Source organism: Mucilaginibacter sp. Mucisp86, assembly GCF_047324315.1.
GTDB lineage: Bacteria > Bacteroidota > Bacteroidia > Sphingobacteriales > Sphingobacteriaceae > Mucilaginibacter.
Genome location: NZ_CP168503.1, coordinates 1,937,082 through 1,959,569, shown reverse-complemented (window position 1 = coordinate 1,959,569; position 22,488 = coordinate 1,937,082). Strand labels below are relative to the sequence as shown.

The 22,488-nt window shown below is 42.2% G+C and carries 21 protein-coding genes; 12 read left to right on the top strand and 9 right to left on the bottom strand.

Annotated elements, in window-relative coordinates:
• Positions 1-140 precede the first annotated feature (140 nt).
• Both ACEN9X_RS08105 and ACEN9X_RS08100 read right to left on the bottom strand, forming a co-directional pair.
• Positions 141-530 (bottom strand): type II toxin-antitoxin system VapC family toxin, encoded by a 390-nt coding sequence (locus ACEN9X_RS08105; protein WP_413669891.1) that lies wholly within the window; start codon positions 528-530, stop codon positions 141-143.
• A complete protein-coding gene (locus ACEN9X_RS08100; RefSeq protein WP_413669890.1) occupies positions 521-730 on the bottom strand; it encodes a hypothetical protein in 210 nt (69 codons plus the stop codon). Before ACEN9X_RS08100 ends, ACEN9X_RS08105 begins: the two co-directional genes overlap by 10 nt.
• Positions 731-871: 141 nt before the next feature.
• Here ACEN9X_RS08100 and ACEN9X_RS08095 point away from each other — a divergent pair, with 141 nt between their 5' ends.
• The 3 genes from ACEN9X_RS08095 to ACEN9X_RS08085 are packed head-to-tail and all read left to right on the top strand — an operon-like array spanning position 872 to position 2,585.
• Complete coding sequence (locus ACEN9X_RS08095; protein ID WP_413669889.1) at positions 872-1,879, top strand: NAD(P)H-dependent glycerol-3-phosphate dehydrogenase; 1,008 nt, start codon at positions 872-874, stop codon at positions 1,877-1,879.
• A 32-nt stretch (positions 1,880-1,911) separates the two neighbouring features.
• The gene (locus ACEN9X_RS08090) at positions 1,912-2,223 is read left to right on the top strand and encodes a hypothetical protein (RefSeq protein WP_413669888.1); all 312 of its coding nucleotides are present in this window, start codon (positions 1,912-1,914) and stop codon (positions 2,221-2,223) included.
• Between the two features lie 41 nt (positions 2,224-2,264).
• Positions 2,265-2,585, top strand: a complete 321-nt coding sequence (locus ACEN9X_RS08085; RefSeq protein WP_413669887.1) for a hypothetical protein — start codon at positions 2,265-2,267, stop codon at positions 2,583-2,585.
• Positions 2,586-2,726: 141 nt separating this feature from the next.
• On the opposite strand, the gene ACEN9X_RS08080 is transcribed toward ACEN9X_RS08085, so the two are convergent.
• Positions 2,727-4,562 (bottom strand): DEAD/DEAH box helicase, encoded by a 1,836-nt coding sequence (locus ACEN9X_RS08080; protein ID WP_413669886.1) that lies wholly within the window; start codon positions 4,560-4,562, stop codon positions 2,727-2,729.
• 376 nt (positions 4,563-4,938) lie between these two features.
• Positions 4,939-5,406, bottom strand: coding sequence for a DUF4293 domain-containing protein (locus tag ACEN9X_RS08075; RefSeq protein ID WP_413669885.1), 468 nt, complete (start codon positions 5,404-5,406; stop codon positions 4,939-4,941).
• A 128-nt stretch (positions 5,407-5,534) separates the two neighbouring features.
• Here ACEN9X_RS08075 and truA point away from each other — a divergent pair, with 128 nt between their 5' ends.
• Positions 5,535-6,326, top strand: a complete 792-nt coding sequence (gene truA / locus ACEN9X_RS08070; RefSeq protein ID WP_413669884.1) for a tRNA pseudouridine(38-40) synthase TruA — start codon at positions 5,535-5,537, stop codon at positions 6,324-6,326.
• 203 nt (positions 6,327-6,529) lie between these two features.
• Positions 6,530-8,281: an ABC transporter ATP-binding protein gene (locus ACEN9X_RS08065; RefSeq protein WP_413671122.1), complete on the top strand. Its 1,752-nt coding sequence runs from the start codon at positions 6,530-6,532 to the stop codon at positions 8,279-8,281.
• A gap of 72 nt (positions 8,282-8,353) precedes the next feature.
• Here the strand turns inward: ACEN9X_RS08065 and ACEN9X_RS08060 are convergent, their stop codons facing one another.
• Entirely contained in the window at positions 8,354-8,557 is a 204-nt protein-coding gene (locus tag ACEN9X_RS08060) for a hypothetical protein (protein WP_413669883.1), read from the bottom strand.
• Positions 8,558-8,917: 360 nt separating this feature from the next.
• On the opposite strand from ACEN9X_RS08060, the gene ACEN9X_RS08055 reads away from it, so the two are divergent.
• From ACEN9X_RS08055 to ACEN9X_RS08035, 5 genes are all read left to right on the top strand, one after another.
• Positions 8,918-9,796: a cell division protein FtsX gene (locus tag ACEN9X_RS08055; RefSeq protein ID WP_091215297.1), complete on the top strand. Its 879-nt coding sequence runs from the start codon at positions 8,918-8,920 to the stop codon at positions 9,794-9,796.
• A gap of 93 nt (positions 9,797-9,889) precedes the next feature.
• Positions 9,890-10,183, top strand: coding sequence for a DUF3098 domain-containing protein (locus ACEN9X_RS08050; protein ID WP_413669882.1), 294 nt, complete (start codon positions 9,890-9,892; stop codon positions 10,181-10,183).
• 92 nt (positions 10,184-10,275) lie between these two features.
• Positions 10,276-11,070 carry an undecaprenyl-diphosphate phosphatase gene (locus ACEN9X_RS08045; protein ID WP_413669881.1) on the top strand — a complete coding sequence of 265 codons (795 nt, stop codon included), beginning with the start codon at positions 10,276-10,278 and terminating at the stop codon, positions 11,068-11,070.
• A 147-nt stretch (positions 11,071-11,217) separates the two neighbouring features.
• The gene (gene truB, locus ACEN9X_RS08040) at positions 11,218-11,949 is read left to right on the top strand and encodes a tRNA pseudouridine(55) synthase TruB (protein WP_413671121.1); all 732 of its coding nucleotides are present in this window, start codon (positions 11,218-11,220) and stop codon (positions 11,947-11,949) included.
• Between the two features lie 80 nt (positions 11,950-12,029).
• Positions 12,030-12,956, top strand: coding sequence for a bifunctional riboflavin kinase/FAD synthetase (locus ACEN9X_RS08035; RefSeq protein ID WP_413669880.1), 927 nt, complete (start codon positions 12,030-12,032; stop codon positions 12,954-12,956).
• Between the two features lie 87 nt (positions 12,957-13,043).
• On the opposite strand, the gene ACEN9X_RS08030 is transcribed toward ACEN9X_RS08035, so the two are convergent.
• Positions 13,044-13,667: a LysE family transporter gene (locus tag ACEN9X_RS08030; RefSeq protein ID WP_413669879.1), complete on the bottom strand. Its 624-nt coding sequence runs from the start codon at positions 13,665-13,667 to the stop codon at positions 13,044-13,046.
• Between the two features lie 236 nt (positions 13,668-13,903).
• Here ACEN9X_RS08030 and ACEN9X_RS08025 point away from each other — a divergent pair, with 236 nt between their 5' ends.
• Together ACEN9X_RS08025 and ACEN9X_RS08020 are read left to right on the top strand one after the other, a co-directional pair.
• Positions 13,904-14,830, top strand: a complete 927-nt coding sequence (locus tag ACEN9X_RS08025) for a cobalamin-binding protein (RefSeq protein WP_413669878.1) — start codon at positions 13,904-13,906, stop codon at positions 14,828-14,830.
• A 161-nt stretch (positions 14,831-14,991) separates the two neighbouring features.
• Positions 14,992-17,550 carry a family 20 glycosylhydrolase gene (locus ACEN9X_RS08020; protein ID WP_413669877.1) on the top strand — a complete coding sequence of 853 codons (2,559 nt, stop codon included), beginning with the start codon at positions 14,992-14,994 and terminating at the stop codon, positions 17,548-17,550.
• A gap of 199 nt (positions 17,551-17,749) precedes the next feature.
• Here ACEN9X_RS08020 and ACEN9X_RS08015 read toward each other — a convergent pair whose 3' ends face one another.
• The 3 genes from ACEN9X_RS08015 to ACEN9X_RS08005 all read right to left on the bottom strand — a co-directional run bounded on the left by ACEN9X_RS08015 (position 17,750) and on the right by ACEN9X_RS08005 (position 22,443).
• Complete coding sequence (locus tag ACEN9X_RS08015) at positions 17,750-19,828, bottom strand: TonB-dependent receptor (protein WP_413669876.1); 2,079 nt, start codon at positions 19,826-19,828, stop codon at positions 17,750-17,752.
• A 198-nt stretch (positions 19,829-20,026) separates the two neighbouring features.
• On the bottom strand, positions 20,027-21,154 hold the full coding sequence (locus ACEN9X_RS08010; RefSeq protein ID WP_413669875.1) for a redoxin domain-containing protein: 1,128 nt from the start codon (positions 21,152-21,154) through the stop codon (positions 20,027-20,029).
• 101 nt (positions 21,155-21,255) lie between these two features.
• Positions 21,256-22,443, bottom strand: coding sequence for a redoxin domain-containing protein (locus ACEN9X_RS08005; protein ID WP_413669874.1), 1,188 nt, complete (start codon positions 22,441-22,443; stop codon positions 21,256-21,258).
• Positions 22,444-22,488: the final 45 nt, after the last annotated feature.

The following is a 22,488-nucleotide window of genomic DNA, read 5'->3' as shown; positions in this document are numbered from 1 at the left end:
TTTTTGATGTGCAGATCTCAAATTTGCAGATGAGGAATTAAATTTTGTAGCGCCCGGCGAAAGCCGGGCGTTTTTGTTATAACTGCCGCGGGTTTAGCGATAGTGTACCCCGTGACGGGAAAGAGGCTTCTATCGCAATATCAGGCCCAAGGATTAATGACTTTTAGCCCCCTGATTTGATCAAAATCTTTGATATTCCTTGTTACAAGTGTAAGTTCATGAACTAATGCTGTAGCAGCAATTATTGCATCAGGAAGTTTTATGCGATTTGTTTTACGGATTTCTGCAGTCTTAAGCTTTACTGCTTTTTCGAGTTCGAAGATAGTTACGTCGTTAATGAAATCAGCCAGCAGTTGGAGATCAGCATCAGAAGTTGTTTTCCAGCAAAGTAATTCAATCTCGGTAATTGCTGATATTGTTGGAAGACTTTCTGTTAATAATCCCTCAATAAGCTTTTCTGTTACAGGAGGAAATTGTTTTTGCAGGAAATAGATTGCTGTATTACTATCCCAAAGATAAGTTATTCCCATCCGTCTCTCAATTCTTTTAATTGGGCGTCAACTTCGGGTAACGGCTGTTTAGTCATTGCTCCCTTATATTTGGCAATCCAATTTTTATTTTTGGAGTATTCCTTAGTTTCGGTATGTACCCGGATCAACTGAAGAAGTTCCATGTCTTTCAAAAGCTTCATGGCCTTTTCGTTTATAATATCTACGGTTACTGTCGTCATGTTTCAAATCGCTGTTATACAAATTTAATCAATTCTCATCTTAATTCCTGCATCTAAAAGTCATGTGGCCAATCTGCATAATATTTCATTAATTTGCTGTGCCGATTAAAACCTGGCACATAGATTTTCTATTATTTATTGATGGATAAAAAATTAAACAAGATCACAGTTGTTGGCGGAGGAAGCTGGGCTACGGCCAATATTAAAATGCTTATCGACAACACCACCCCAAAAGAGATTTTTTGGTGGATGCGTAACGCCGAAGCTGTGGAACATCTGCAAAAGTTTGCGCACAACCCGCATTATCTAAGCTCGGTTGAGATCAAGCTTCCAGAACAAAATATCTCTGCCGATCTGAAACCACTTATCGCAGTTGCCGATATTGTATTGCTTAATGTACCTGCGGCATTTTTAAAACAAGCATTAAAAGATATAACGGCTGCCGACCTGAAAGGAAAGAAAATAGTATCGGCCATAAAAGGGATAGTACCCGACGAAAACCTGATAATTGCCGAGTTTCTTCATCAAAAATACGATATATCGTTTGATGATTTTATGGTGATCAGCGGTCCATGCCATGCCGAGGAAGTAGCGCTTGAAAAACTGTCATACCTCACTATCGCCTCCGGCGATACCGAACTGGCGGCACAGTTTGCAGGCATGATTAATACCAGGTATATCAAAACCAATATTTCTGACGATATCTACGGTACGGAATACGGCGCTGTATTAAAAAACGTGTATGCCATTGCCAGTGGTATTTGCCATGGTGTAGGCTATGGTGATAACTTCCAGGCAGTGCTGATATCAAATGCTATACGCGAACTGGAGCGTTTTGTGGCTGCTGTACACCCTATTGACAGGGATATTAAAGAGTCGGCCTACCTGGGTGATCTGTTGGTTACCGCTTATTCGCAGTTTAGCCGTAACCGTACTTTTGGTAATATGATAGGCAAGGGATATACCGTAACATCGGCACAACTGGAGATGAACATGGTTGCCGAAGGATATTATGCAGTAAATTGCCTACATGAAGTTAATAAGCAATATGGTGTAAGTATCCCCATTTGCGAAGCCGTTTATGCTATTTTATATCAAAAACGCTCACCTGTGATAGAAATGAGAAATTTGGCCGAGAAATTGAGTTAATTTTAGGAAACGAAACTTAATTATTGTCACTCATGAAAAATCTGTTTAAAATAGCTTTGTTTGCGGCCGGCACCTTTATGGTTACTCCCGGTTTTGCCCAAACACATAAAGATTCGACCCTTGGTGGTAAGATCAGTAAAGCCACAAAAAAGATAGGTCATAAAACATCCGAAATTGCAGCCAAAGGCGCAGCTACAGTTGCTGATAAGAAATATGCCGGCAAAGCTGGCCCTAATGGTGAAACTATCTATATCGATAAATATTCGCATTATTTTTATGTAAATAAAAAAGGGCACCGTGTTTACCTGAAAAAATCCGAGCTGATAGATAAACCAGCTCAATAGCAAATTCAACAAAGGCGTAAGCCATTCTAACCTGATCCGTCATGAAAAAGTTTGTTCCGATGTTTGCTGCATGTGCAGTCACGTTAATGATTTATGCTTGTTCCAGTGCCCCCGCGCCAAACAAAAAGCTGGAAGGTAACTGGAAATCAAAAGATGGTTCAACCAAACTGTCAATAACCGATAAAGATTTTATCATGGATGACGGGCAGGCAAGCAAAGAGGATTATTTTGTGAAAAATGATACCATTTACACCTCATATCAGGGTAGCAGGCCTTACACCAAGTTCAGCATTAAAGAGCTTACGGATACTAAGTTAACGCTTTGTTACCCGGATTCGGATATTGTTGAATTTAGCCGTTAAACAACAAAAGCCTTTATTCCCGTATGCAGCGGTTAAAAGGCTTTGTTAACAAAACTAAACTAAAACTAATGCTTCTTACTAAAGGAAGCTCATGAAAACCACCACATGCTTTGCACATGGTGGTTTTTTTATGATGGGTGATTAAAATCTCCTTCTGCGTTCCGGACGATCTTCGCGGGGTTTGCCCGAAAAATCACGGAAGCCACCATTGTGCTCGCGGCGCTCGTTGCCGCGGTATCCGCCTTCACGGCGGTCACCACCACGGTATCCACCTTCACGGCGGTCACCACCACGGTATCCACCTTCTCTGCGGTCGCCACCACGATATCCGCCTTCACGACGCTCGCTGGTGCCTTCGCCTGAAATCTCGATCCTTACCGGGCGACCTTTGTATTCTGCTTCTTTGAAGCTGGTCATCACTTTATCAACATCTTCGTTCTGAACTTCAAAGAATGAATACACACCTTTAACGTCGATCTTGCCAACGGTACGGCCGCTTATTTTGGTAGTGTTACAAATGTAACCTAACAAATCGCCACGGTTAAACTCGTCAACCGAACCCAGGTTTATAAATAAACGGGTGAAGTTGCCTCTTACGCCGTTACCACGTTCGCCACGATCTTCAAACCTGTTACGGCCTTCTTCTACGTTAGCGTTCAGGTCTGGAGCGTTTTTATAATAATCAAGGAAACGGTTAAACTCAATTGAAGCAAAACGTTTAATAAAATCTTCCTTGGTGAAATCTTTAAACTCTTCATAGATGCGTGGCAGGTACTGCTCAATCTGCTCTTCGTTTACAGTAACATTGTGTACTTTGTGAACGATAGAGAACAATTGTTTTTCGCAAACGTCAAAACCTGTAGGGATTTCGGCTTTTACAAACTTTTTACCAATAACACGCTCAATCTGGCGAATTTTGCCTAATTCTTTAGCGTTTACGATAGAGATTGATACACCAGTTTTACCGGCACGGGCTGTACGGCCGCTACGGTGGGTGTAGTTTTCAATTTCATCAGGTAATGAATAGTTAATAACGTGTGTTACGTCGTTAACGTCGATACCACGGGCTGCAACATCAGTAGCAATTAATAATTGCAGGCTGCGTTCGCGGTAGCGTTTCATTACTTTATCACGTTGTTGCTGTGAAAGGTCACCGTGCAATGAATCGGCATTGTAGCCGTCTTTGATCAGTGATTCAGCAATTTCCTGAGTTTCAATTTTGGTACGGCAAAATACGATACCGAAAATATCAGGGTTGAAGTCAACAATACGTTTAAATGCGGCATACTTGTCACGTGCACGTACTATATAGTACTCATGCTCGATATTGGCATTACCTGTGTTTTTTGCGCCCATGGTAAGCTCGAAGGGATCGGTCATGTATTTTTTCGCGATCCGCCTAACTTCGGCAGGCATGGTGGCCGAGAATAGCCAGGTTTTTTTGTCTTCGGGTGTGGTAGATAAGATACTATCAATGTCTTCCTGAAAGCCCATGTTGAGCATTTCGTCAGCCTCATCCAATACTACATACTTCACAGCCGAAAAGTCGATAGCCTTACGGTTTATGATATCAAGCATACGACCAGGTGTAGCTACTACGATTTGCACGCCGCGTTTGATCTGGCGTAACTGATCCATAATGCTTGCACCACCATAAACTGCAACAACGTGTACGTTGTTCATTTTTTTGGCGTAATTCTTAATGTCGTTCGCGATCTGTAAACAAAGTTCGCGCGTTGGGCATAAAACAAGTGCCTGTGGATGATTTTCTTCGAAATCAAGCAGTTCCAACAATGGTAGGCCAAAGGCAGCAGTTTTTCCGGTCCCGGTTTGGGCTAATCCGACAAAATCGTTGCTGCCTGTTAACAATACCGGGATTGACTGCTCCTGGATTGGTGTAGGATTCTCAAATCCTAACTCAGAGATGGCATTAACAATATCATGACGGATTCCCAGTTCAATAAATGGGTTGTTCATGAATTTAAATAACGAATTTGACAACATCGTCAAATCGGGCGCAAAGATAGCATTAATGTTTTACAATTCCAATAGGTGCATTGAGGTAAAATGAACTTTAATGATTTTATTATAAATAACGCACTAATTGACTGAAAAAAAACAAGTTAATTAATGATTTCGTAATATAGACAGCCTTCTTTACCAGTTTTTAAGATCTGTTTCTTTGAAAGGAATCCTTTATTGAAGGTAGAAATTACAGATTTTTTAATTTGTTTTTTACACTCGGATAGCAACGAACAGCTTAGCCTTTAGCCTAAAGCTATAGGTATAGAAAAGAAAAAAAGCCAGACTTGTGACTTCCGGCTTAATACGCTCGACTTAACGTTAATGTGGCTTATCTCAACCTGTCGGCCGATTTTACCAGCTTTTCATCTTTTTTAATACTTTTTTGGGCAAAAATGATGAATACTATACTTAATGAAGTAAGGAACAAGCCAATGCCCATAGTATGTGTATCAAGTGTAATGCTGCCAGCCACAGCTTTAACAGTTTGTGCCATCCAAAAGCTGTAGCCTATAAGCACCAATATAGCGCTGTAGCAAAAAGCTATTTGCTGTTTGCGGTTTTTATACAGAAAGATGATAACCAGCGGCACAAGGGCAACAATAGCTGTTATGGCAGTAAGTGCAACAAATGTTTGAGTGTGTTGCTGCGCCCCGTTTACATCCTGGTAAACACCGGTAACCATAATGCTTGATGCTTTATCATTAATGTAAACGTTGTGTGCAAGCGGAAAAAAGAAAAGGGCGAACAGCACAAGGCTGGCAAATAAAAGATAAATGCTTTGGATGCGTTGAAGCATGATATTAATAATTATATGGGCAAATATAATTGTTTTGCTTGTAGAATGTAGCCGATTTGTTGCAGCCTTAAAATACTATGACCAAATTATGAACCCGTCATCGGTGTCAGATTATTAACTTTGTTGTCGTGAATACCAATCAGCGTTATTTTATTGAACTGGCTTATAATGGCACCGCCTATCACGGCTGGCAGGTGCAGCAAAATGCCGTAAGTGTGCAGGAGTTGCTAAATAAAGCCTTAAGCACCATATTACGCCAGCCAATAGAAACAACCGGCTGTGGCCGCACGGATACAGGCGTACACGCAAAAGAGTTTTTTGCGCATTTTGATGCCCCCCTGCCCCCTGAAGGGGGGGTAAGCGTACTGGAAAGCACCCCCTTTAGGGGGCGGGGGGGCCTAAACGCCCTGCTCCCTTATGACATCGCTATAAAAAATGTTATTCCCGTTCATGCCGACGCGCATGCCCGGTTTGATGCCACAGCGCGTTCATATCAATATCACCTCCATTTTAATAAAGATCCGTTTTTACACGGCTATTCATGGCAATTGCGTGATGTGCCCAATATTGACCTGATGAACCAGGCGGCGGCTATCATGATGCAGTATATTGATTTTAGCTGTTTCAGTAAATCAAATACCCAGGTAAAAACCAATAACTGCAAAATTACCCGTGCCGAATGGATAAAGACTGATAATGGTATTGTTTTTCATATTACGGCCGACAGGTTTTTGCGCAACATGGTTCGCGCTATTGTTGGTACGTTAATGATGATTGGCCGGGAAGAATTGAAGCCGGAAGCTATCCGCGAAATTATTGAAAGTAAAAACCGTTCAAACGCAGGCACAAGTGTACCTGCTTGCGGGCTGTATTTGACAGAGGTTAAATATCCGTACCCCTTAAGCCCCCTAGCCCCCTAAAGGGGGAACAATGGCGGAGAATGTTATTTTAAGATTTATAATTATACTTTAACTTTGATATAGTGGCTAAAGACGAAAAAGATAATAAGCAGGAAATTCCCCCCTCAGCAAACGGGGGAGCAACTAAGCAAGCGGCACCCCCTTTAGGGGGCGGGGGGGGCGTAACCGGAAAGGCCCTTGACTGGAAGCTGCTCGGTAGGGTAATGCACTACGTTAAGCCATATAACAAAACATTTGTTGTAGCTACTTTCCTCACCATTTTTATAGCTGCCAATGCTTTGTTGCAGCCTATCCTGATTCAGCGTACGCTTGATGTTAATATTTTGAACGATGATTATAACGGGCTGGTTTTTATGGTTGAGCTTATGATTGCCCAGCTTATCATTCAAACCATTGCCCAGTATTATCAAACCTATTCAACCAACGCGCTTGGTCAGTACGTTATCCGTGATCTGAGGATCGACATTTTTAATCATATTACCAGTTTAAGATTAAAATATTTCGACCGTACACCCATTGGTATGCTCATCACCCGCACGGTATCCGACCTGGAAACTATTGCCGATATTTTTTCGGAAGGGTTGATCTCCATCATGGGGGATATGCTATTGGTGGTTGCGGTAATAGGCTACATGCTTTGGCAGGACTGGAAACTGGCATTGATTACCCTCATCCCGATGCCCTTCCTGTTTGCTTCAACTTATGTGTTTAAGGAGGCTATCAAATCATCGTTTCAGGAGGTGCGTACACAAGTGGCGAGGCTCAATACCTTTTTGGCCGAACATATTTCGGGCATCAGTGTAATCCAGATCTTTGCCCGCGAAGACCAGGAGATGCGCAAGTTTAAAGCCGTGAATGAAAAATACCGTGATGCCAATATCCGCTCAAACTGGTACTATTCGATATTTTTTCCGGTGGTAGAAATTTTGTTTGCCATCTGCATGGGCCTGTTGGTTTGGTATGGTTGTAAACGGATGCTGTCTGACAGTCAAATGGCTGCTATTACCGTGTCAGGTAAAGGCATTACTCCTGGTTTGATCACCAGTTTTATTGTATTGCTCAATATGCTTTTTAGGCCTATTCGTCAACTGGCTGATAAATTTAATACCCTGCAAATGGGTATGGTTGGGGCCGACAGGATTTTTAAAGTACTGGATACTGACGAGGTAGCTGAAAATAATGGCACACTTACCACCGGCAGGCTTCAAGGAGATATCAGCTTTGATAAAGTATGGTTTGCCTATAACGATGAAAACTGGGTATTAAAAAACATCAGCTTCCACATCAAACCCGGCGAAACGCTGGCTTTGGTTGGAGCAACCGGGGCGGGTAAATCATCAACCATTAATATCCTGAACCGCTTTTATGAAATAGGTAAAGGCTGCGTTAAAGTAGATGGGCATGATATTCATGATTATGATGTTAACTACCTGCGCTCGCAGATAGCTACCGTGATACAGGATGTGTTTTTATTTAGCGATACGATTGCCAATAACATTAGCCTCAATAATCCAACTATCACCCGCGAACAGATTGTGGCTGCTGCCAAAGATGTTGGCGCGCATGATTTTATTGAGCGCTTGCCCGGCGGATATGATTATAATGTAATGGAACGCGGTTCCACCCTTTCGGCTGGGCAATCGCAGCTGATCTCATTTATCCGGGCTTTGGTTTATAACCCTGCAATTTTGGTTTTGGATGAAGCTACTTCATCTGTTGATACCGAAACGGAGATCCTGATCCAGAATGCTATCAATAAATTAATGGAAGGCCGTACGGCTATAGTGATAGCGCATAGGTTATCCACCATTCAAAATGCCGACAGGATCATTGTACTTGACCACGGCGAAATCATGGAAATGGGTACCCACCAGGAGCTGCTTAAAATTGATAACGGCCACTACCGGAAGCTGTACGATCTGCAGTTTAATTCGGCGGGGATTGTTAAGTCTTAGTTCGAAGCCGAAAGTATTAAGCCAGAAGTCAAAAGCATTCAGACTTAGAATCCTGGACTTAAGACTTCCGACTTACTTCTTCGGTACACTCTTAACAGAATGCACCGGTTGCTCTTCCTTTTCATGCTTTTTGGCGATATCGCCGCCATGCGGGTTATCGGCGTGATACTGTTTATCTTCCTTACGTACTTTACTTTTATGCCCATTGTCATTTGGTCTATGGGTAGGAGTGTCTGATGGTGAAGGTTTATCTTTCTGATTTGCTGGCTTTGTCATGATTTAATAACAACGGCAATGATGCTTTGTTTAATTCCAGATTTAGATCAGAATTTGGTGGTTAATTTGTCTGAATCAGAATTTACATAATTTTTAAATTTTCAGAATTATCCGTCAGTGTAATCAAGTCGCCAAAAGCGAATAAGATTCTGTTAATTCTTAAATCCTGTAAATTCTGATCCGGTTCAGCTGTTAATAAATGTTAAATCTGTTTAGCTAAGGCATTATTAAACATATTTATAAGCAATAAACTTTTACCTTTAGGGTGGGTTTCTTATTTTCGCAGAAATATGATATTAAATTGAGGGGGGATAGTGGTCTCAAACCTCATGTCTGATATCTAACATCTAACAAAAGTAAATGGAAGAATTTGAAGCAAGCGCATCCTCAAAAAAGACAAAAACCATCTACATTTCAACTGTATTTGGTATTGCCATGGTGCTGTTAATGGTAGGGTTGCTGGGTTTAATACTGGTATACGCTAAAAATATTTCGAGCTATGTTAAAGAAAACATCGTGCTTAATATTTTTGTTGACGATGCTGCCCATGAAAGCGATGTACTGCAACTTCAAAAGCAACTGGATGGCAACGTAATGGTGAAACAAACCCAATACGTAAGCAAAGAGCTTGCAGCCCGCAACCTGCAAAAGGATCTTGGCGAAGACTTTGTAAAGTTTTTAGGGTACAATCCGCTGTCGCAATCTGTTGATGTTTACCTGAAAGCCGAGTATGCCAATAATAAGGATATTGAAAAGTTTAAAGCCGAGCTGCTGAAAAACCCGTTGATAAAAGAGGTTAAATATCAGCAATCACTTGTTGATCAGATGAATCAGAATGTAACTACCATCAGTTTGATCATTCTTACCTTTGCCGGTATTTTTGTGGTGCTTTCGGTAGCGTTGATTAACAATACTATCAGGCTGGCCATTTACTCGCAGCGTTTCCTGATCAAATCAATGCAGCTGGTTGGGGCAACCAAAGGGTTTATCCGCAAACCATTTTTATTATACGGTATCTGGCATGGTTTACTGGGCGGTTTAATTGCCATTATCCTGCTTATAGGTACCTTATATGTTGCTTATGATAACGTGCCCGACCTGGTGTTTTTACAAAACTACACTGAGTTTGGTATTGTATTTTTAGGTGTTGTTGGCCTGGGGATTTTTATATCGGGCTTTAGCACCTTTTTAGCAGTTAACAAGTTTTTACGTTTAAAAATATACGATCTGTACAGATAAGTAGGTTAAAGGCGAAAGGATAAAGCTGAAAGGCTTGATCTGAGCTTTAAATCACTAATTCACTAACTCAATAATTCAGTAATTAAAAGATATATGGCACAAAAATTTAAACCAGCTGCTTCTGTAAAAACAACTGCCGCAGCTTCGCCGGCATCTGCGGGTACTGCAAAAGCTACTGCGCCAGCACAACCGGTACAATTTATATTTGATAAAAGCAATTACCGTATCCTGATCATCAGCGTAGCTGTTGTAGCTTTAGGTTTTATACTGATGTCGGGCACAACTGATATTTATAGTACTACCAAAATAGTTATTGCCCCAATAGTAGTTTTAGGTGGCTTTGCTTTAGGTTTCTTCGCTATTCTTAAAAAACCTTCGGCCAATTAATAATTAGGCTGATTTTTACAGCAGGTTTGTCTTAATTAAAGCATGCCTGCTGTAAATAACATATACCTCTACCTCAACCCCTTAAAATCCCAATGAATTTAATCCATGTTATTATCCTTGCAATAATTGAAGGGATAACTGAATTTTTGCCTGTTTCGTCGACAGGGCACATGATCATTGCCTCATCGGTAATGGGCATAGCTGCCGATCCTTTTGTTAAACTCTTTACTATTGCCATACAACTGGGCGCTATTTTATCGGTAGTGATCCTGTATTGGAAAAGGTTTTTACAATCGGTTAATTTTTACCTGAAATTATTTATTGCCTTTATACCGGCTGCAGTATTTGGTGTATTGTTCAGCAAAAAGATAGATGCCCTGCTTGAAAGCGTTTATGTAGTAGGGATTACCCTTTTTGTGGGAGGTATCATTTTATTGTTTGTTGATAAATGGTTTAATAAGCCTGTAGTTAAAGAGGAGAAGGATATCAGCAATTTAACTGCTCTAAAAATTGGTTTTTTTCAATGTTTGGCTATGATTCCTGGTACCTCACGTTCGGCCGCTACCATTGTTGGAGGTATGACCCAAAAGCTGAGCCGTACCGCAGCTGCCGAGTTTTCATTCTTTTTGGCTGTGCCTACCATGTTTGCTGCAACCGCTAAAAAATTGTATGACTTTCATAAAGAAGGTCACATATTTACCGGTGAGGAAATCAAGTTACTGGCAATAGGCAACGTTATAGCATTTATTGTTGCCATGCTTGCCATAAAAACATTCATAACCTTTTTGGAGCGTAAAGGCTTTAAAATATTCGGTTGGTACCGTATTGTTGTTGGTGCCATCATTATCGGCTTAATGCTGAGCGGTCATCAGTTACAAAATATTTAACAGGATATTTTCTTTTAGATCGGATATCTGCAAGTGTTTTAAATATTTGCGGATATCCGATTTGTTTTTTGCTGCAATTCCCCATTCTGCGTCAATCAAGGCGAAAATCGTACCTTTGCGGAAAATCGGGCAACATGGCCCGGATAAATAGAAGATTTGAAGAATACGTACACCAAAATAGAGGAATTTGCTGAAGGTCAGCTTTTACTGGTTAACAAGCCTTATCAATGGACAAGCTTTGATGTGGTTGGCAAACTTCGCAATTCGTTTAAACCGCTTAAATTAAAGGTTGGTCATGCGGGCACGCTTGATCCGCTGGCTACAGGCTTGCTGATTATCTGTACCGGTAAAATGACCAAGCAGATAGATACTTTCCAGGCCGAAGAAAAAGAATATACAGGTACCATGGTATTGGGCGCAACTACGCCTTCGTACGATATGGAAACCGGGCCCGACAAAAGTTTCGATATCAGCCAACTCACCGAAGAAATGCTCCGTAATAACTGCGGAAAGTTTATTGGTGACATCCAGCAGTATCCTCCTGCGCACTCGGCCATCAAAGTTGATGGTGAGCGTTTATATGAAAAGGCACGCCGCGGCGAAGATGTAGAGCTAAAGCTACGTAACGTAACCATATCGGAATTTGAATTAACCCGTATTGAACTGCCCGAGATTGATTTCAGGGTAGTATGCAGCAAGGGAACTTACATCCGCTCGCTGGTAAATGATTTTGGCGCTGCTTTGAATAATGGGGCATATCTGTCAAAATTGAGGCGTACACGCAGCGGAAACTTCAAAATTGAAGATGCCTGGGAGGTGATGGAACTGGTAAACACCATCAGGGAATTAAAAGTATCAGATGTGCAAACGGCACGGTAAAGGAAATTTACAAAGCGCAAACACTCCGGTTGTTAATCCCATCAACTAAAAATTAACTTTGTGTTTTACTCATATAATTAATGAGGGTTTATCATAACATTGACGAATTTATAGCGGTAAACAATGCAGTAGTCACCATCGGTACATTTGATGGGGTACACATAGGGCACCGTAAAATCATATCAGGCATAAAAGAACTGGCCGAAAGTACAGGTGGTGAAACGGTGATCCTTACCTTCTTCCCACACCCACGTATGATCCTGCACCCTGAGGATGAAAGTCTTAAACTGATAACCACCATAGCCGAAAAGGCCGAACTGATGGAACAGCTTGGTGTCGATCATTTGATTATAACCCCTTTTTCAAGGGATTTCTCTAATCAATCTGCCGAAAGCTATATCCGCGATGTGCTGGTAAACAAAATCGGTACAAAGAAAATAGTGATAGGTTATGACCACCGATTCGGTAAAGACAGACAAGGCGGTTTTGAAGATTTGCAGCGTCTTGGCCCGATATATGGTTTTGATGTAGTGGAGATCCCGGAGCAGGACATCAATGAAGTTGCTATCAGTTCAACCCGAATTAGGAATGCTTTATTAAATGGCGATATCGATTTGGCGAACACCTTTTTAGGTTACCCATTCTTTATCACCGGAAAGGTTGTACGCGGAGACCAGATCGGTCGTCAAATCGGCTATCCTACGGCCAATATTGTTGTCGAAGAAAAATATAAGCTTATTCCGGGCGATGGCATTTTTGCAGTAACGGTTATCATTGCAGATCAGAAATATAAGGGAATGGCTTACATCGGCAGCCGTCCAACGGTTAATGGGCTTACCCGTAACATTGAAGTAAATATCTTTGATTTTAACGAGGAGATTTACAATCAGACTATCCGCATGGAATTTCACCACTACATTCGCGGCGATGTTAAGTTTTCATCACTTGATGAGTTGAAAGTGCAGCTGGCGCAGGATAAGGTGGATGTTTTAAGTCTTGAATTTTAAAGGAACCATGATTTTCGTGATTTAAGGATTACCTTGAATTTAGTATCGATCGTATCAGGTAATCCTCAAATCGGGCAAATCAAGGTTTTAATGCTTATAAAACGACAAATAGATCTGCTTTACAACATGATACACAGCAAATGCAAAAAACAGTATAGCTATGCTGGTATTGATCAGTTTGTTGCTTAATGCAAATTTATCCTGGATGTATTTGGCAAATTTGGCATAGATAAACAGGCATAAAAATGCACCTGCTGCCGAGCCTAAACTAAAAATAACCAGTGCTACCCGTCCGTCAAGTATCCACTCGTGCGTGATGAGGTAGGTGCCGGTCACCATCCAGAAGGGTACCTGCATAGGGTTTAAGAATCCTAATAAAATACCATATTTAATGCTGGCATGCTCCGAGTAATTAGCTTTTGGTGGGGCGTTACGATGGATCCAGGTGATATAACCCATTACGCCAAACAAAACAACCATGATCCAGTCGATGATGGTACCCAGTTTCAACTGTCCCGAAAGCCAGCGGGCGGCATGCATGATGAAATAAGTAAAGAAAAATTCAACGGCCGAAAAGGCAGTTATAAAGCGTACCGCTTCTTTAATGCCACGGTTTATAGTGATCTGTACTAAAGTTAGGTTTATGTTGCCGGGTGGTATATAGCCTATGAAATTGGCTATAAGCCCGATGAAAAAAGTCAAAAATATCATCGCAGCAAAGATAGGGTGTTAATTGAAGTTGGCAAATGGGCAGATGTGCAAATTTCAGATGTGCAAGTGTGCAGATGATTTCAATTGAGGTATAATGATTTTCATCTCAATTCAACAATCCGCACATCTGGAATCTGCACATTTCAAATCTGTACATCTTATCATAATTTGCACATCTGCACATCTGGAATTTGCACATCTATAATTCTTACATTTGCAAACTTTAACTTGTTAACATGCCAACTGAAAAAATAGTTTCATTACTGCCGGCCGCCACCGAAATAATTTGTGCTTTAGGATTAGAGAAAAACCTGGTGGGCCGCTCGCATGAGTGCGATTTTCCTGAGTCGGTAAAACAATTGCCGGTATGCACCGAAGCTAATTTTCCAGACGGCATGAGCAGCGCAGATATCGACGTAAAGGTAAAAGAGATTCTTGCCGATGCTCTTTCGGTTTATACTGTAAAACGTGAGCAAATTAAAGCCCTTTCACCAGATGTAGTGGTAACGCAGGCCCAGTGCGAGGTTTGTGCCGTATCATTAAAGGATGTTGAAGAAGCACTGGAAAACTATCTTGACAAACAGGCACAAATTATATCATTACAACCCAATAGTCTCGATGATATTTTTAGTGATATCGCCAATGTTGCCGGCGCACTAAATATACCGCAAGCAGGAGCCGATTTAATTGAAAACCTGCAGGAACGTGTTGACATCATTAAACACAAGCTGAAATTCATAGATAACAAGCCCACCGTGGCTTGCATTGAATGGCTCGAGCCTTTAATGATATCAGGAAATTGGGTTCCAGGCCTGGTAAACATTGCAGGCGGAACGCCGGTATTAGCGCAGGATGGAAAACATTCGCCGTATGTAACCTGGGACGATATCCTTCAACAAGACCCTGAAATTATTGTGGTAATGCCTTGCGGCTTCGGCATTGAGCGTACTATGCGCGAGATTAACTTATTGCTGGACCGCCCAGGCTTTGCATCGCTCAAAGCTGTAAAAAACGACAGGTTTTATATCGCCGACGGCAACCAATACTTTAACCGTCCCGGTCCCCGCATTATTGATTCCATCGAGATCCTGGCCGAAATTATTCGCCCAAAGCAATTCATTTTTGGGTATGAGGGCGAGGGATGGATTAAGTTTTCGGTGTAAGCCCTAAGTCGGAAGTTTAGAGTCTTAAGTCGAAAATGAGCTACCATGGATTTAACTTAAGACTTAGTACTTTGGACTAAATCTTCCTTAAAATACTTATTAAAATAATTTAAAAAGTAATATATTTACTTGTCTGCTTTCTCCCAGGCACAGTATCAATTATGAACAAAATTTTTACGATGATGGTTATCGCCGCGGTTTTTGTTTGCAGCGGTTTTAAATTTAACGACGATCAGAAGCCGAACATTACCGAGTTGCACCTCAACTGGCAGGTGATGGACAATAACTATCAGAATAAGAATCAAGCACTCACCGCACTGGTAATTACCAATAAAAGCCATGAAACTTTACCGGCAGGGGGATGGAAGATCTATTTTAACTCTGGTCGTGGTTTTACAAAGGCAGCGGTAAGCAATAATGCTTTAATTGAACAGGTGAACGGCGATATGTACAGCATAACGCCAACTACAGGTTTTAAGGACCTGAAACCCGGGGGAAGCGCCCGCATTGAATTTGTTTGCGATGATCCCGTTGTAAACATTACCGATGCGCCTGAAGGCCCTTACCTGGTTTGGGATAATGCTCCCGAAAAAGGCTATTCTTTTGGTTCATATGATATTACGCCATATAAACCAACTTATCAAGGTTTGATAACTCCTGAAATTGTTTACGACAGGAATAAAACTGTTACCGATATTCCGGCCGATCAATTGGTGAAAGTTTTTCCTACGCCGGTAAACTATATCGCGGGTAATGGGAGCTTTTCGTTCTCGCGTAAAACAGATATTGTGGCTGCCGATCTGCGCTTTAGCAAAGAGGCTTTGATTTTAAGTAATTATATCACTGCCATCTTCGGCAAAAAGGAAGCGGGCAAGGCTTCGGCTAATATAATCTCATTTGAATATAAAGCCGGTTTAGGCGATGAAGCATACGAATTAAGTGTAAAGCCGGGCGCTGTTGTTATCCGCGCATCAACCAGTACGGGGATATATTATGGCATCCAGTCATTTAAAAGCATGATCCCGGCTGCTGCCCTGGCTAAAACGCCATCATCGGTACAAATACCCTGTGTTGAGGTTGCTGATGCGCCACGTTTTTCTTATCGGGCAGTAATGCTTGATGTTGCCCGTAACTTTCAGTCAAAGCAGCAGGTATTAAAACTGCTCGAAGCGATGAGCCTGTATAAGTTGAATACACTGCACTTACACTTAACAGATGACGAGGGATGGAGAATAGAGATCCCGTCGTTACCTGAGCTTACTTCTGTTGGCTCAAAACGTGGCCATACGCTGGATAGCAAACAGCATCTGCCGCCATCACATGGTTCTGGTCCGGATGTTAACAATCCTTTCGGTACAGGCTATTTTACTAAAGCTGAATATATCGAAATCCTGAAATATGCTAATGATCGCCATATCACCGTTGTTCCTGAAATTGAAACGCCAGGACATGCCCGCGGAGCTATTAAAGCGATGAATGCCCGCTACGACCGGCTGATGGCCGAAGGCAAAAAGGCCGAGGCTGAAAAATACTTATTGTATGATCCCAATGATAAATCTGAATATCGCTCTGTACAATACTGGAATGATAATGTGATCGATGTATCGCTGCCGTCAACCTATAACTTTGTGGAGACTGTTGTTAACGATTTGATCAGTACTTACAAAGAAGCCGGCGCACCACTGCCAACAATTCATTTCGGCGGAGATGAAGTGCCTGCTAACGTATGGGAAAAATCACCGGCTTATGTGGCGCTTAAGACCACTCATCCCGAAATACAAAGTACTAATGATCTGTGGTATTATTTTTACGGTCGTATTAATGATATTCTTAAAGCTAAAGGCATCCGTCTTTCTGGCTGGGAAGAAATGGCGCTTCGTAAAACTACGCTGGATGGTCAGCCGGCTTATGTGCCTAATCCAGATTTTATGAAAGAACACTTACAGGTTGATGTTTGGAACAATGTTTTAGGTGCCGGACAGGAAGATTTAGCTTATCGCTTAGCCAATGGAGGTTATAAGGTTGTATTAACCTGTGTTACCAATCTGTATTTTGATATGGCCAATTACAAATCATTTGATGAACCGGGTTATTATTGGGGCGCGTTTTTGGGCATAGATAAATTCTTTTCGTTTATCCCGTACGATTATTTTAAAAATGCTGATGTTGATAAACAAGGCAATCCGATAAACAGGAATATTTTTATTGGTAAGCAACGCCTTACCGACTATGGTAAAAGCAATATAGTAGGCTTACAAGGCGCATTATGGGCCGAGACGGTTAAGGGCCCTGAGCGGATGGATTATATGATCTTCCCACGTTTGCTTGGCCTGGCCGAACGTGCCTGGGCCGCGGACCCAGCATGGGCTACGGAAAAAGACCCTGCAAAAAGTAAAGAAGAATATCAGGTGGCCTGGTCAAACTTTTTGAATGTGTTAGGTAAACGTGAGTTGCCCCGTCTGTCTTATTACAATGGTGGTTATGATTACCGTGTACCAAAGCCGGGGATCAGCCTGCAGGATGGTAAATACCTGAGCAATGTGGAGTTTCCGGGTTTAACTATCCGTTATACAACCAATGGTAAAGACCCTGATGCCGGCAGTAAGATTTATACAGGCCCGGTTAACTATAATGGTGGCGTTATCAAGTTCCGCGCTTTTGATCCTAAAGGCAGGGGAAGTAACGTGGCTGAGGGTGGAAATAACAATTTGAACCCTTAAGTCTGTTTGCCGTTTTAGGTTTACAGATTGAAAAGCCCGGTATTTTGCGAAACAAGATACCGGGCTTTTTAATTATCAAATGCCGCCGCTCGGCTCCAGCCGAGTGGCAACTATCCCACGGCCTCTGGCCGCCGTAAACAAGCATGGCGCATACAGGACTCTATTTACTATGATCCATGAACCATCAACTATAAGCTACCTAATACATAAAATTCATCCCAACCGAGTAATTCCTCAACGGTGCGGCATTATAATAACGATTACCTACCGCATTCAAATCATTCCCGAGGCTGTATTTCTGGTTCAGCAAGTTATCTGCGGCAGCAAATATTTCAAAGCGTGTTTTGCGACCTATGATTGGTTGATAGCTGACCCTTGCTTGAAGCAGATTATATTTTGGTGCATATACTGTGCTGGCATCATTAAGCGGGATTTTCGAAGTATAGGTGTGCTGAACAAACAAGGCCAGGCTTTCAGGAAACCTGATCTGTACGCTGCTTACAAATACATTTTTAGGTACGCCGGTTAGCCTGTTACCCGAATAATTTGCATTGGTAACAACATAATCCCTGAACCTGAAATGGCTGTATGTAAATGATTCATTGAATTGTAATCCGCGGATAAAACCATATCGGCTTGGCCGGATGATCCAATAGTATAACGAGGCTTCGGTACCAAGCTGATTAGTACCGCCGGCATTGATGTAATGTTCGGTTTCATCGGCATTAAGGCGACGTACTATAGCGTTGTTTAAACGATAGTAATAAACCGAAGCATCAAGCATAAAAGTTTCATCGCTGTTGCGCAGGCGGAAGCCGGTTTCGTAGTTCCAGCCATATTGGGCCTGCAGGCTTGTGTTTACGATGTTATCGGTCGGCCTTACTTCGGCAGTGGTAGGGCTTGAATAACCGCGGCTCACGCTTGCCCGCCAGGCCAGTGCATTAATGATCTGGTATGATAGGGCCAGCCTTGGCATCAATTGTGCACCAAAACTGCGGTTAGTGAAATTGTTTTGGTTAAGCGGATATATGTTTTTAAAATCATATCCATAGTCGTTTAAGCTTACCGCAGCCTCAACATGCAGGCGTTTGTATACATCGGCAGCATAACGCAAAAACACGAAATGCTGATTGGTGTGGATATCATCAATAGTTTGGGTGGTATCTTTTACCCCCTTTTTATTACCGTAATTGGCAATGTGCGAGTTGGTTTGCTGCCATTCAAAACCAAGGTCAACTTTCCAGTCCAGGCTTGGTTTTCGATCGCGGGTTAATTCAAAATAAGTGCGGAAGCCATAGGTGTTTTCACTGCGTTGTTCATAATTGGTGATGAATGGATTGGCAAAATCAACATGGTTGCCAAAAACGGCCAATACGTTACGGATATGATCATTAAAATGATATTCGTTGGTTAAGCCACCCAGATACATTTTGGTAGTGATGCCTATGTGTTGTTGAATGGCACCGGGTAAAGTTTGCGTGGGCTGGCGGGCAAGTCGCGGATCGGTATTGTATTGGGCAAGTGTTAAACCTCCCGGTGTTTGATACGCGAGATCAGAATAGATACCCAATGCTTTCAAAGTGTTTTTGCCGCTGTAGTTCCAGCTATCGGCCAGTTGCAGGTAGTTACGATGCGTATCGCTGTTTTGCCGGTAGCCATGATAGGTTTGAAAACTTTGGTTGATGTTGAGCAGGTAATTGGTAGTTTTTAATTGTACAGCTGCCTTTTCATGAAACAGGCCATATGAGCCGCCGTTTACCCCCGCTGAAATATAAGTACTGTCGTTATACCGGTTAAGCGGACTGAGGATTACCACTCCGCCGGAGTTCGCTCCAAATAAGCTGCCATCCGGGCCTTTTAATATTTCAACTTTTTGTATAGAAGCTATATCGATGGCATTTAAATAACTGTTGCCACCGGCATCGGTAAGCGGGATATCATCAAAATAGATCTTAACGTCCCTTACGCCAAAAGGAGAGCGTAACAAACTGCCTCTTATGGACAAACGGTAACTCCCCGGCGAGCGTTCTTCGGTACGTACACCCGGAACAGTATTTAACGCGTTTACAAATGAATTATCGGGCTGGATCCTGAGCTGGGCCACACCAAGTACACTTACTGATGCCGGTACGCTTATTACAGGCTGATCGCTCAGGTAACCTTTGATGATCACCGGCTTTAGCTCGGTGGTGTCTCTGTTAGGTTTGGTTTTATTTTGGGCGTGGGTTGTTATTGCTGCTGCCAGTGCGAAAGTTATGAGGGTAAACGGTTTTAACATAGGTTGATGCTCAGGGGGCGTCTTCAAAAATAGGTGTTTACAGCCGAAAATGCATCTCGCGCGTTTGTAAATATATTGACATGATGAGACGCCGGTTACCGGCGCCCTTTCTGAATGCGCATGAGGAAATTAAACGTAAAAGCCCCGGCAGAGTTGATGTTACCGGGGCTTTTATGTACAATGAGTTAAATAATATGATTAGATCTTTCCAAAGAGCTCGGCAAGCTTGTTTTGCAGATCTTCGCCTCTCAGGTTTTTACCAATGATCTTTCCGTTAGGATCTAACAAAAAGTTTTGAGGTATGCCGCGCACGGCATACAGATCAGCAGCTTTGCTGTCCCAGAATTTAAGGTCGGATACATGGTTCCAGGTAAGGCCGTCTTTGTGGATAGCTGCCAGCCATTTATCTTTTGCGTTCGGCCTGTCGAGCGATACACCAAGAATGGTGAAATTTTTTCCTTTATAGGCGTTGTAAGCTTTTACTACATTAGGGTTTTCACGACGGCAAGGACCGCACCATGAAGCCCAGAAATCTATCAAGACATATTTACCACGAAATGATGTCAGGCTAACCATTTTACCGGCAGTATCAGCTTCGGCAAATTCAGGGGCGATTGCACCTAAGGCTACTGCTTTTAATTTTGGCAAGCGCTCGGCAAATTTCTTACCTCCTTCGGTTGCTTTAATAGCAGGGCTAAAGTTGTTGAACAATGGGGCAATATCTACGTAATCGGCACTGTAGGCATATGATTCCAATGCGTTAAGGCTCACATATGAATCGGGGTTTTCCTGGATAAACTTTTTGTTTACCTGCGCATCCTGATCATCGATCTTCTTTTCTTCGGCGTTTAGTTCGGCCAGTTGCTCCGGCGTAGCGGTTTTACGTTTTGCCGAGAGCGCTTCGTATGCGTCGTTGATCGGTTTTTCGGCCAGGTTATATTTTTCGTTGTCGTTATTGGTTTTGGTGCCTTCTATTTTGGCATCGGCAATTTTATCAGTTGCGCTTACGTTGATAGTGCCCGGTTCCAGGTAAATTGAGCGATAATCTTCTGAGCTATGAAGGCCGGTGCCTTTGGGGTTAAACAAGATGTAACCGCTTACAGGTGTTGTACCTGTTTTGCCGGTAAATTTGAAGATTCCGCTGTTCAATACTGCCGAGTCGACAACCGTTTTGCCATCTTTACGGTATTCTACATACACCTTTGCCGGTGCGTTATAGGTGCCAATTTTACCCTGGATGGTATATTGGGAATCCTGTGCAAAAGCTAAAGCAGGGGCGCTTGCGATTGCCGTTAATGCTATTTTTTTAATTGAGGTCAAGTTCATATCGCAATATAATAAAATTAGCCGGCTATAAAATAACCGGCTAACGCATTGGTGAATTTGACATAGTAATGAATATAGCCTCTTGAGGCTGTATCACCCAATTAATTATATTTTCCGAACAATTGCTCCAGCTTAGCATCGAGATCCTCGCCACGCAGGTTCTTTGCTATGATTTTTCCCTGCGGATCGATCAGGTAGTTTTGAGGGATAGATGTTACTGAGTACAAGGCAGCAGCCTGGTTGTTCCAGAATTTAAGATCAGATAACTGAGTCCACTCAAGGCCATCACTTTTAATAGCAGCCAGCCATGCCGATTTGCCGTCGGGCCTGTCTAAAGATACCCCAACTACGGTAAAATTCTTGTTTTTAAATCTTGCATAGTTGCGCACTACGTTAGGGTTTTCCTGGCGGCAAGGGCCGCACCACGATGCCCAGAAATCAAGCAGCACGTATTTGCCCCTGAATGATGACAGCTTTACCGGATTGCCGTTAACATCGTTTTGTATAAAATCCGGTGCTTCAGAACCAATGGCGGTTACTTTCAAGGCCGCAAGCTGGGCCTTCATCATTTTACCGGCTTCGGTATCCCTGATATTTTGAGATAGCGAATTATATAATGGCTCAACTTCGCTAACATCGGGGGCCGGACCGCTTACCGAGGTAAGTGCAAGTAAGCTTAAATAACTATCAGGGTTGGCCGTAATGAAGCTTTTTAAAGTTGTTTTCTGCTCGGTTTGCAGGGCTTTATACCGTGCCTGCATAGCGCTTCTGAATGCAGTGGATTTTTGTTGTTCAGGCGTTGCTGCTTTGGCTTCTGCCATCAGTTTTTCGCCTTTTTGGTTGATGGCTTTTAACTGCGCCTGAAGTTTTACATTATCAGCATTAAGTTGCGATCCGGTGATCTGTGCTTTATCGATAGAATCTTTACTGGTTATGGTGATAGTGCCTTTCTCCAGGAAAAAATCCAGATCGTCGGCAGTTTTTGAAATCAGGCTGCCATTATCAGCATATTTATAATTACCGTCGATAAACTTTTCGAGCGGTAAGCCTTTATAATTAACAGCAATTGTAGCGTTAACAGGGTTGATAATAGTACCGGTAAATGAAAATGCTCCGTTAACCACGTTAGCCGAATCGGTAACATTATTTGCCCCTAACTGGTATGATAAATATACTTTGGCAGGTGTGGTAACATTACCTAATTTACCGTTAACAACAAAAGTATCTGTAGACTGTGCAAGTGCCGTTACCGGGAGCATTGCTGCTATATAAAAAAATAATTTCTTCATTAAAATATATAAAAACTCTACGCTGCTAACGTTGGAGTATGAGTT

What these genes read in the sequence shown, in the direction of transcription:
- ACEN9X_RS08045 (WP_413669881.1), top strand. Translation starts at nt 10,276, where the DNA reads ATGAATTTAATCCATGTTATTATCCTTGCAATAATTGAAGGGATAACT.
- ACEN9X_RS08030 (WP_413669879.1), bottom strand. Translation starts at nt 13,667, where the DNA reads ATGATATTTTTGACTTTTTTCATCGGGCTTATAGCCAATTTCATAGGC.
- ACEN9X_RS08065 (WP_413671122.1), top strand. Translation starts at nt 6,530, where the DNA reads ATGCACTACGTTAAGCCATATAACAAAACATTTGTTGTAGCTACTTTC.
- ACEN9X_RS08060 (WP_413669883.1), bottom strand. Translation starts at nt 8,557, where the DNA reads ATGACAAAGCCAGCAAATCAGAAAGATAAACCTTCACCATCAGACACT.
- ACEN9X_RS08010 (WP_413669875.1), bottom strand. Translation starts at nt 21,154, where the DNA reads ATGAACTTGACCTCAATTAAAAAAATAGCATTAACGGCAATCGCAAGC.
- ACEN9X_RS08085 (WP_413669887.1), top strand. Translation starts at nt 2,265, where the DNA reads ATGAAAAAGTTTGTTCCGATGTTTGCTGCATGTGCAGTCACGTTAATG.
- ACEN9X_RS08005 (WP_413669874.1), bottom strand. Translation starts at nt 22,443, where the DNA reads ATGAAGAAATTATTTTTTTATATAGCAGCAATGCTCCCGGTAACGGCA.
- ACEN9X_RS08020 (WP_413669877.1), top strand. Translation starts at nt 14,992, where the DNA reads ATGAACAAAATTTTTACGATGATGGTTATCGCCGCGGTTTTTGTTTGC.
- ACEN9X_RS08035 (WP_413669880.1), top strand. Translation starts at nt 12,030, where the DNA reads ATGAGGGTTTATCATAACATTGACGAATTTATAGCGGTAAACAATGCA.
- ACEN9X_RS08095 (WP_413669889.1), top strand. Translation starts at nt 872, where the DNA reads ATGGATAAAAAATTAAACAAGATCACAGTTGTTGGCGGAGGAAGCTGG.
- ACEN9X_RS08090 (WP_413669888.1), top strand. Translation starts at nt 1,912, where the DNA reads ATGAAAAATCTGTTTAAAATAGCTTTGTTTGCGGCCGGCACCTTTATG.
- ACEN9X_RS08100 (WP_413669890.1), bottom strand. Translation starts at nt 730, where the DNA reads ATGACGACAGTAACCGTAGATATTATAAACGAAAAGGCCATGAAGCTT.
- ACEN9X_RS08055 (WP_091215297.1), top strand. Translation starts at nt 8,918, where the DNA reads ATGGAAGAATTTGAAGCAAGCGCATCCTCAAAAAAGACAAAAACCATC.
- ACEN9X_RS08105 (WP_413669891.1), bottom strand. Translation starts at nt 530, where the DNA reads ATGGGAATAACTTATCTTTGGGATAGTAATACAGCAATCTATTTCCTG.
- ACEN9X_RS08025 (WP_413669878.1), top strand. Translation starts at nt 13,904, where the DNA reads ATGCCAACTGAAAAAATAGTTTCATTACTGCCGGCCGCCACCGAAATA.
- ACEN9X_RS08015 (WP_413669876.1), bottom strand. Translation starts at nt 19,828, where the DNA reads ATGTTAAAACCGTTTACCCTCATAACTTTCGCACTGGCAGCAGCAATA.
- ACEN9X_RS08050 (WP_413669882.1), top strand. Translation starts at nt 9,890, where the DNA reads ATGGCACAAAAATTTAAACCAGCTGCTTCTGTAAAAACAACTGCCGCA.
- ACEN9X_RS08080 (WP_413669886.1), bottom strand. Translation starts at nt 4,562, where the DNA reads ATGAACAACCCATTTATTGAACTGGGAATCCGTCATGATATTGTTAAT.
- ACEN9X_RS08075 (WP_413669885.1), bottom strand. Translation starts at nt 5,406, where the DNA reads ATGCTTCAACGCATCCAAAGCATTTATCTTTTATTTGCCAGCCTTGTG.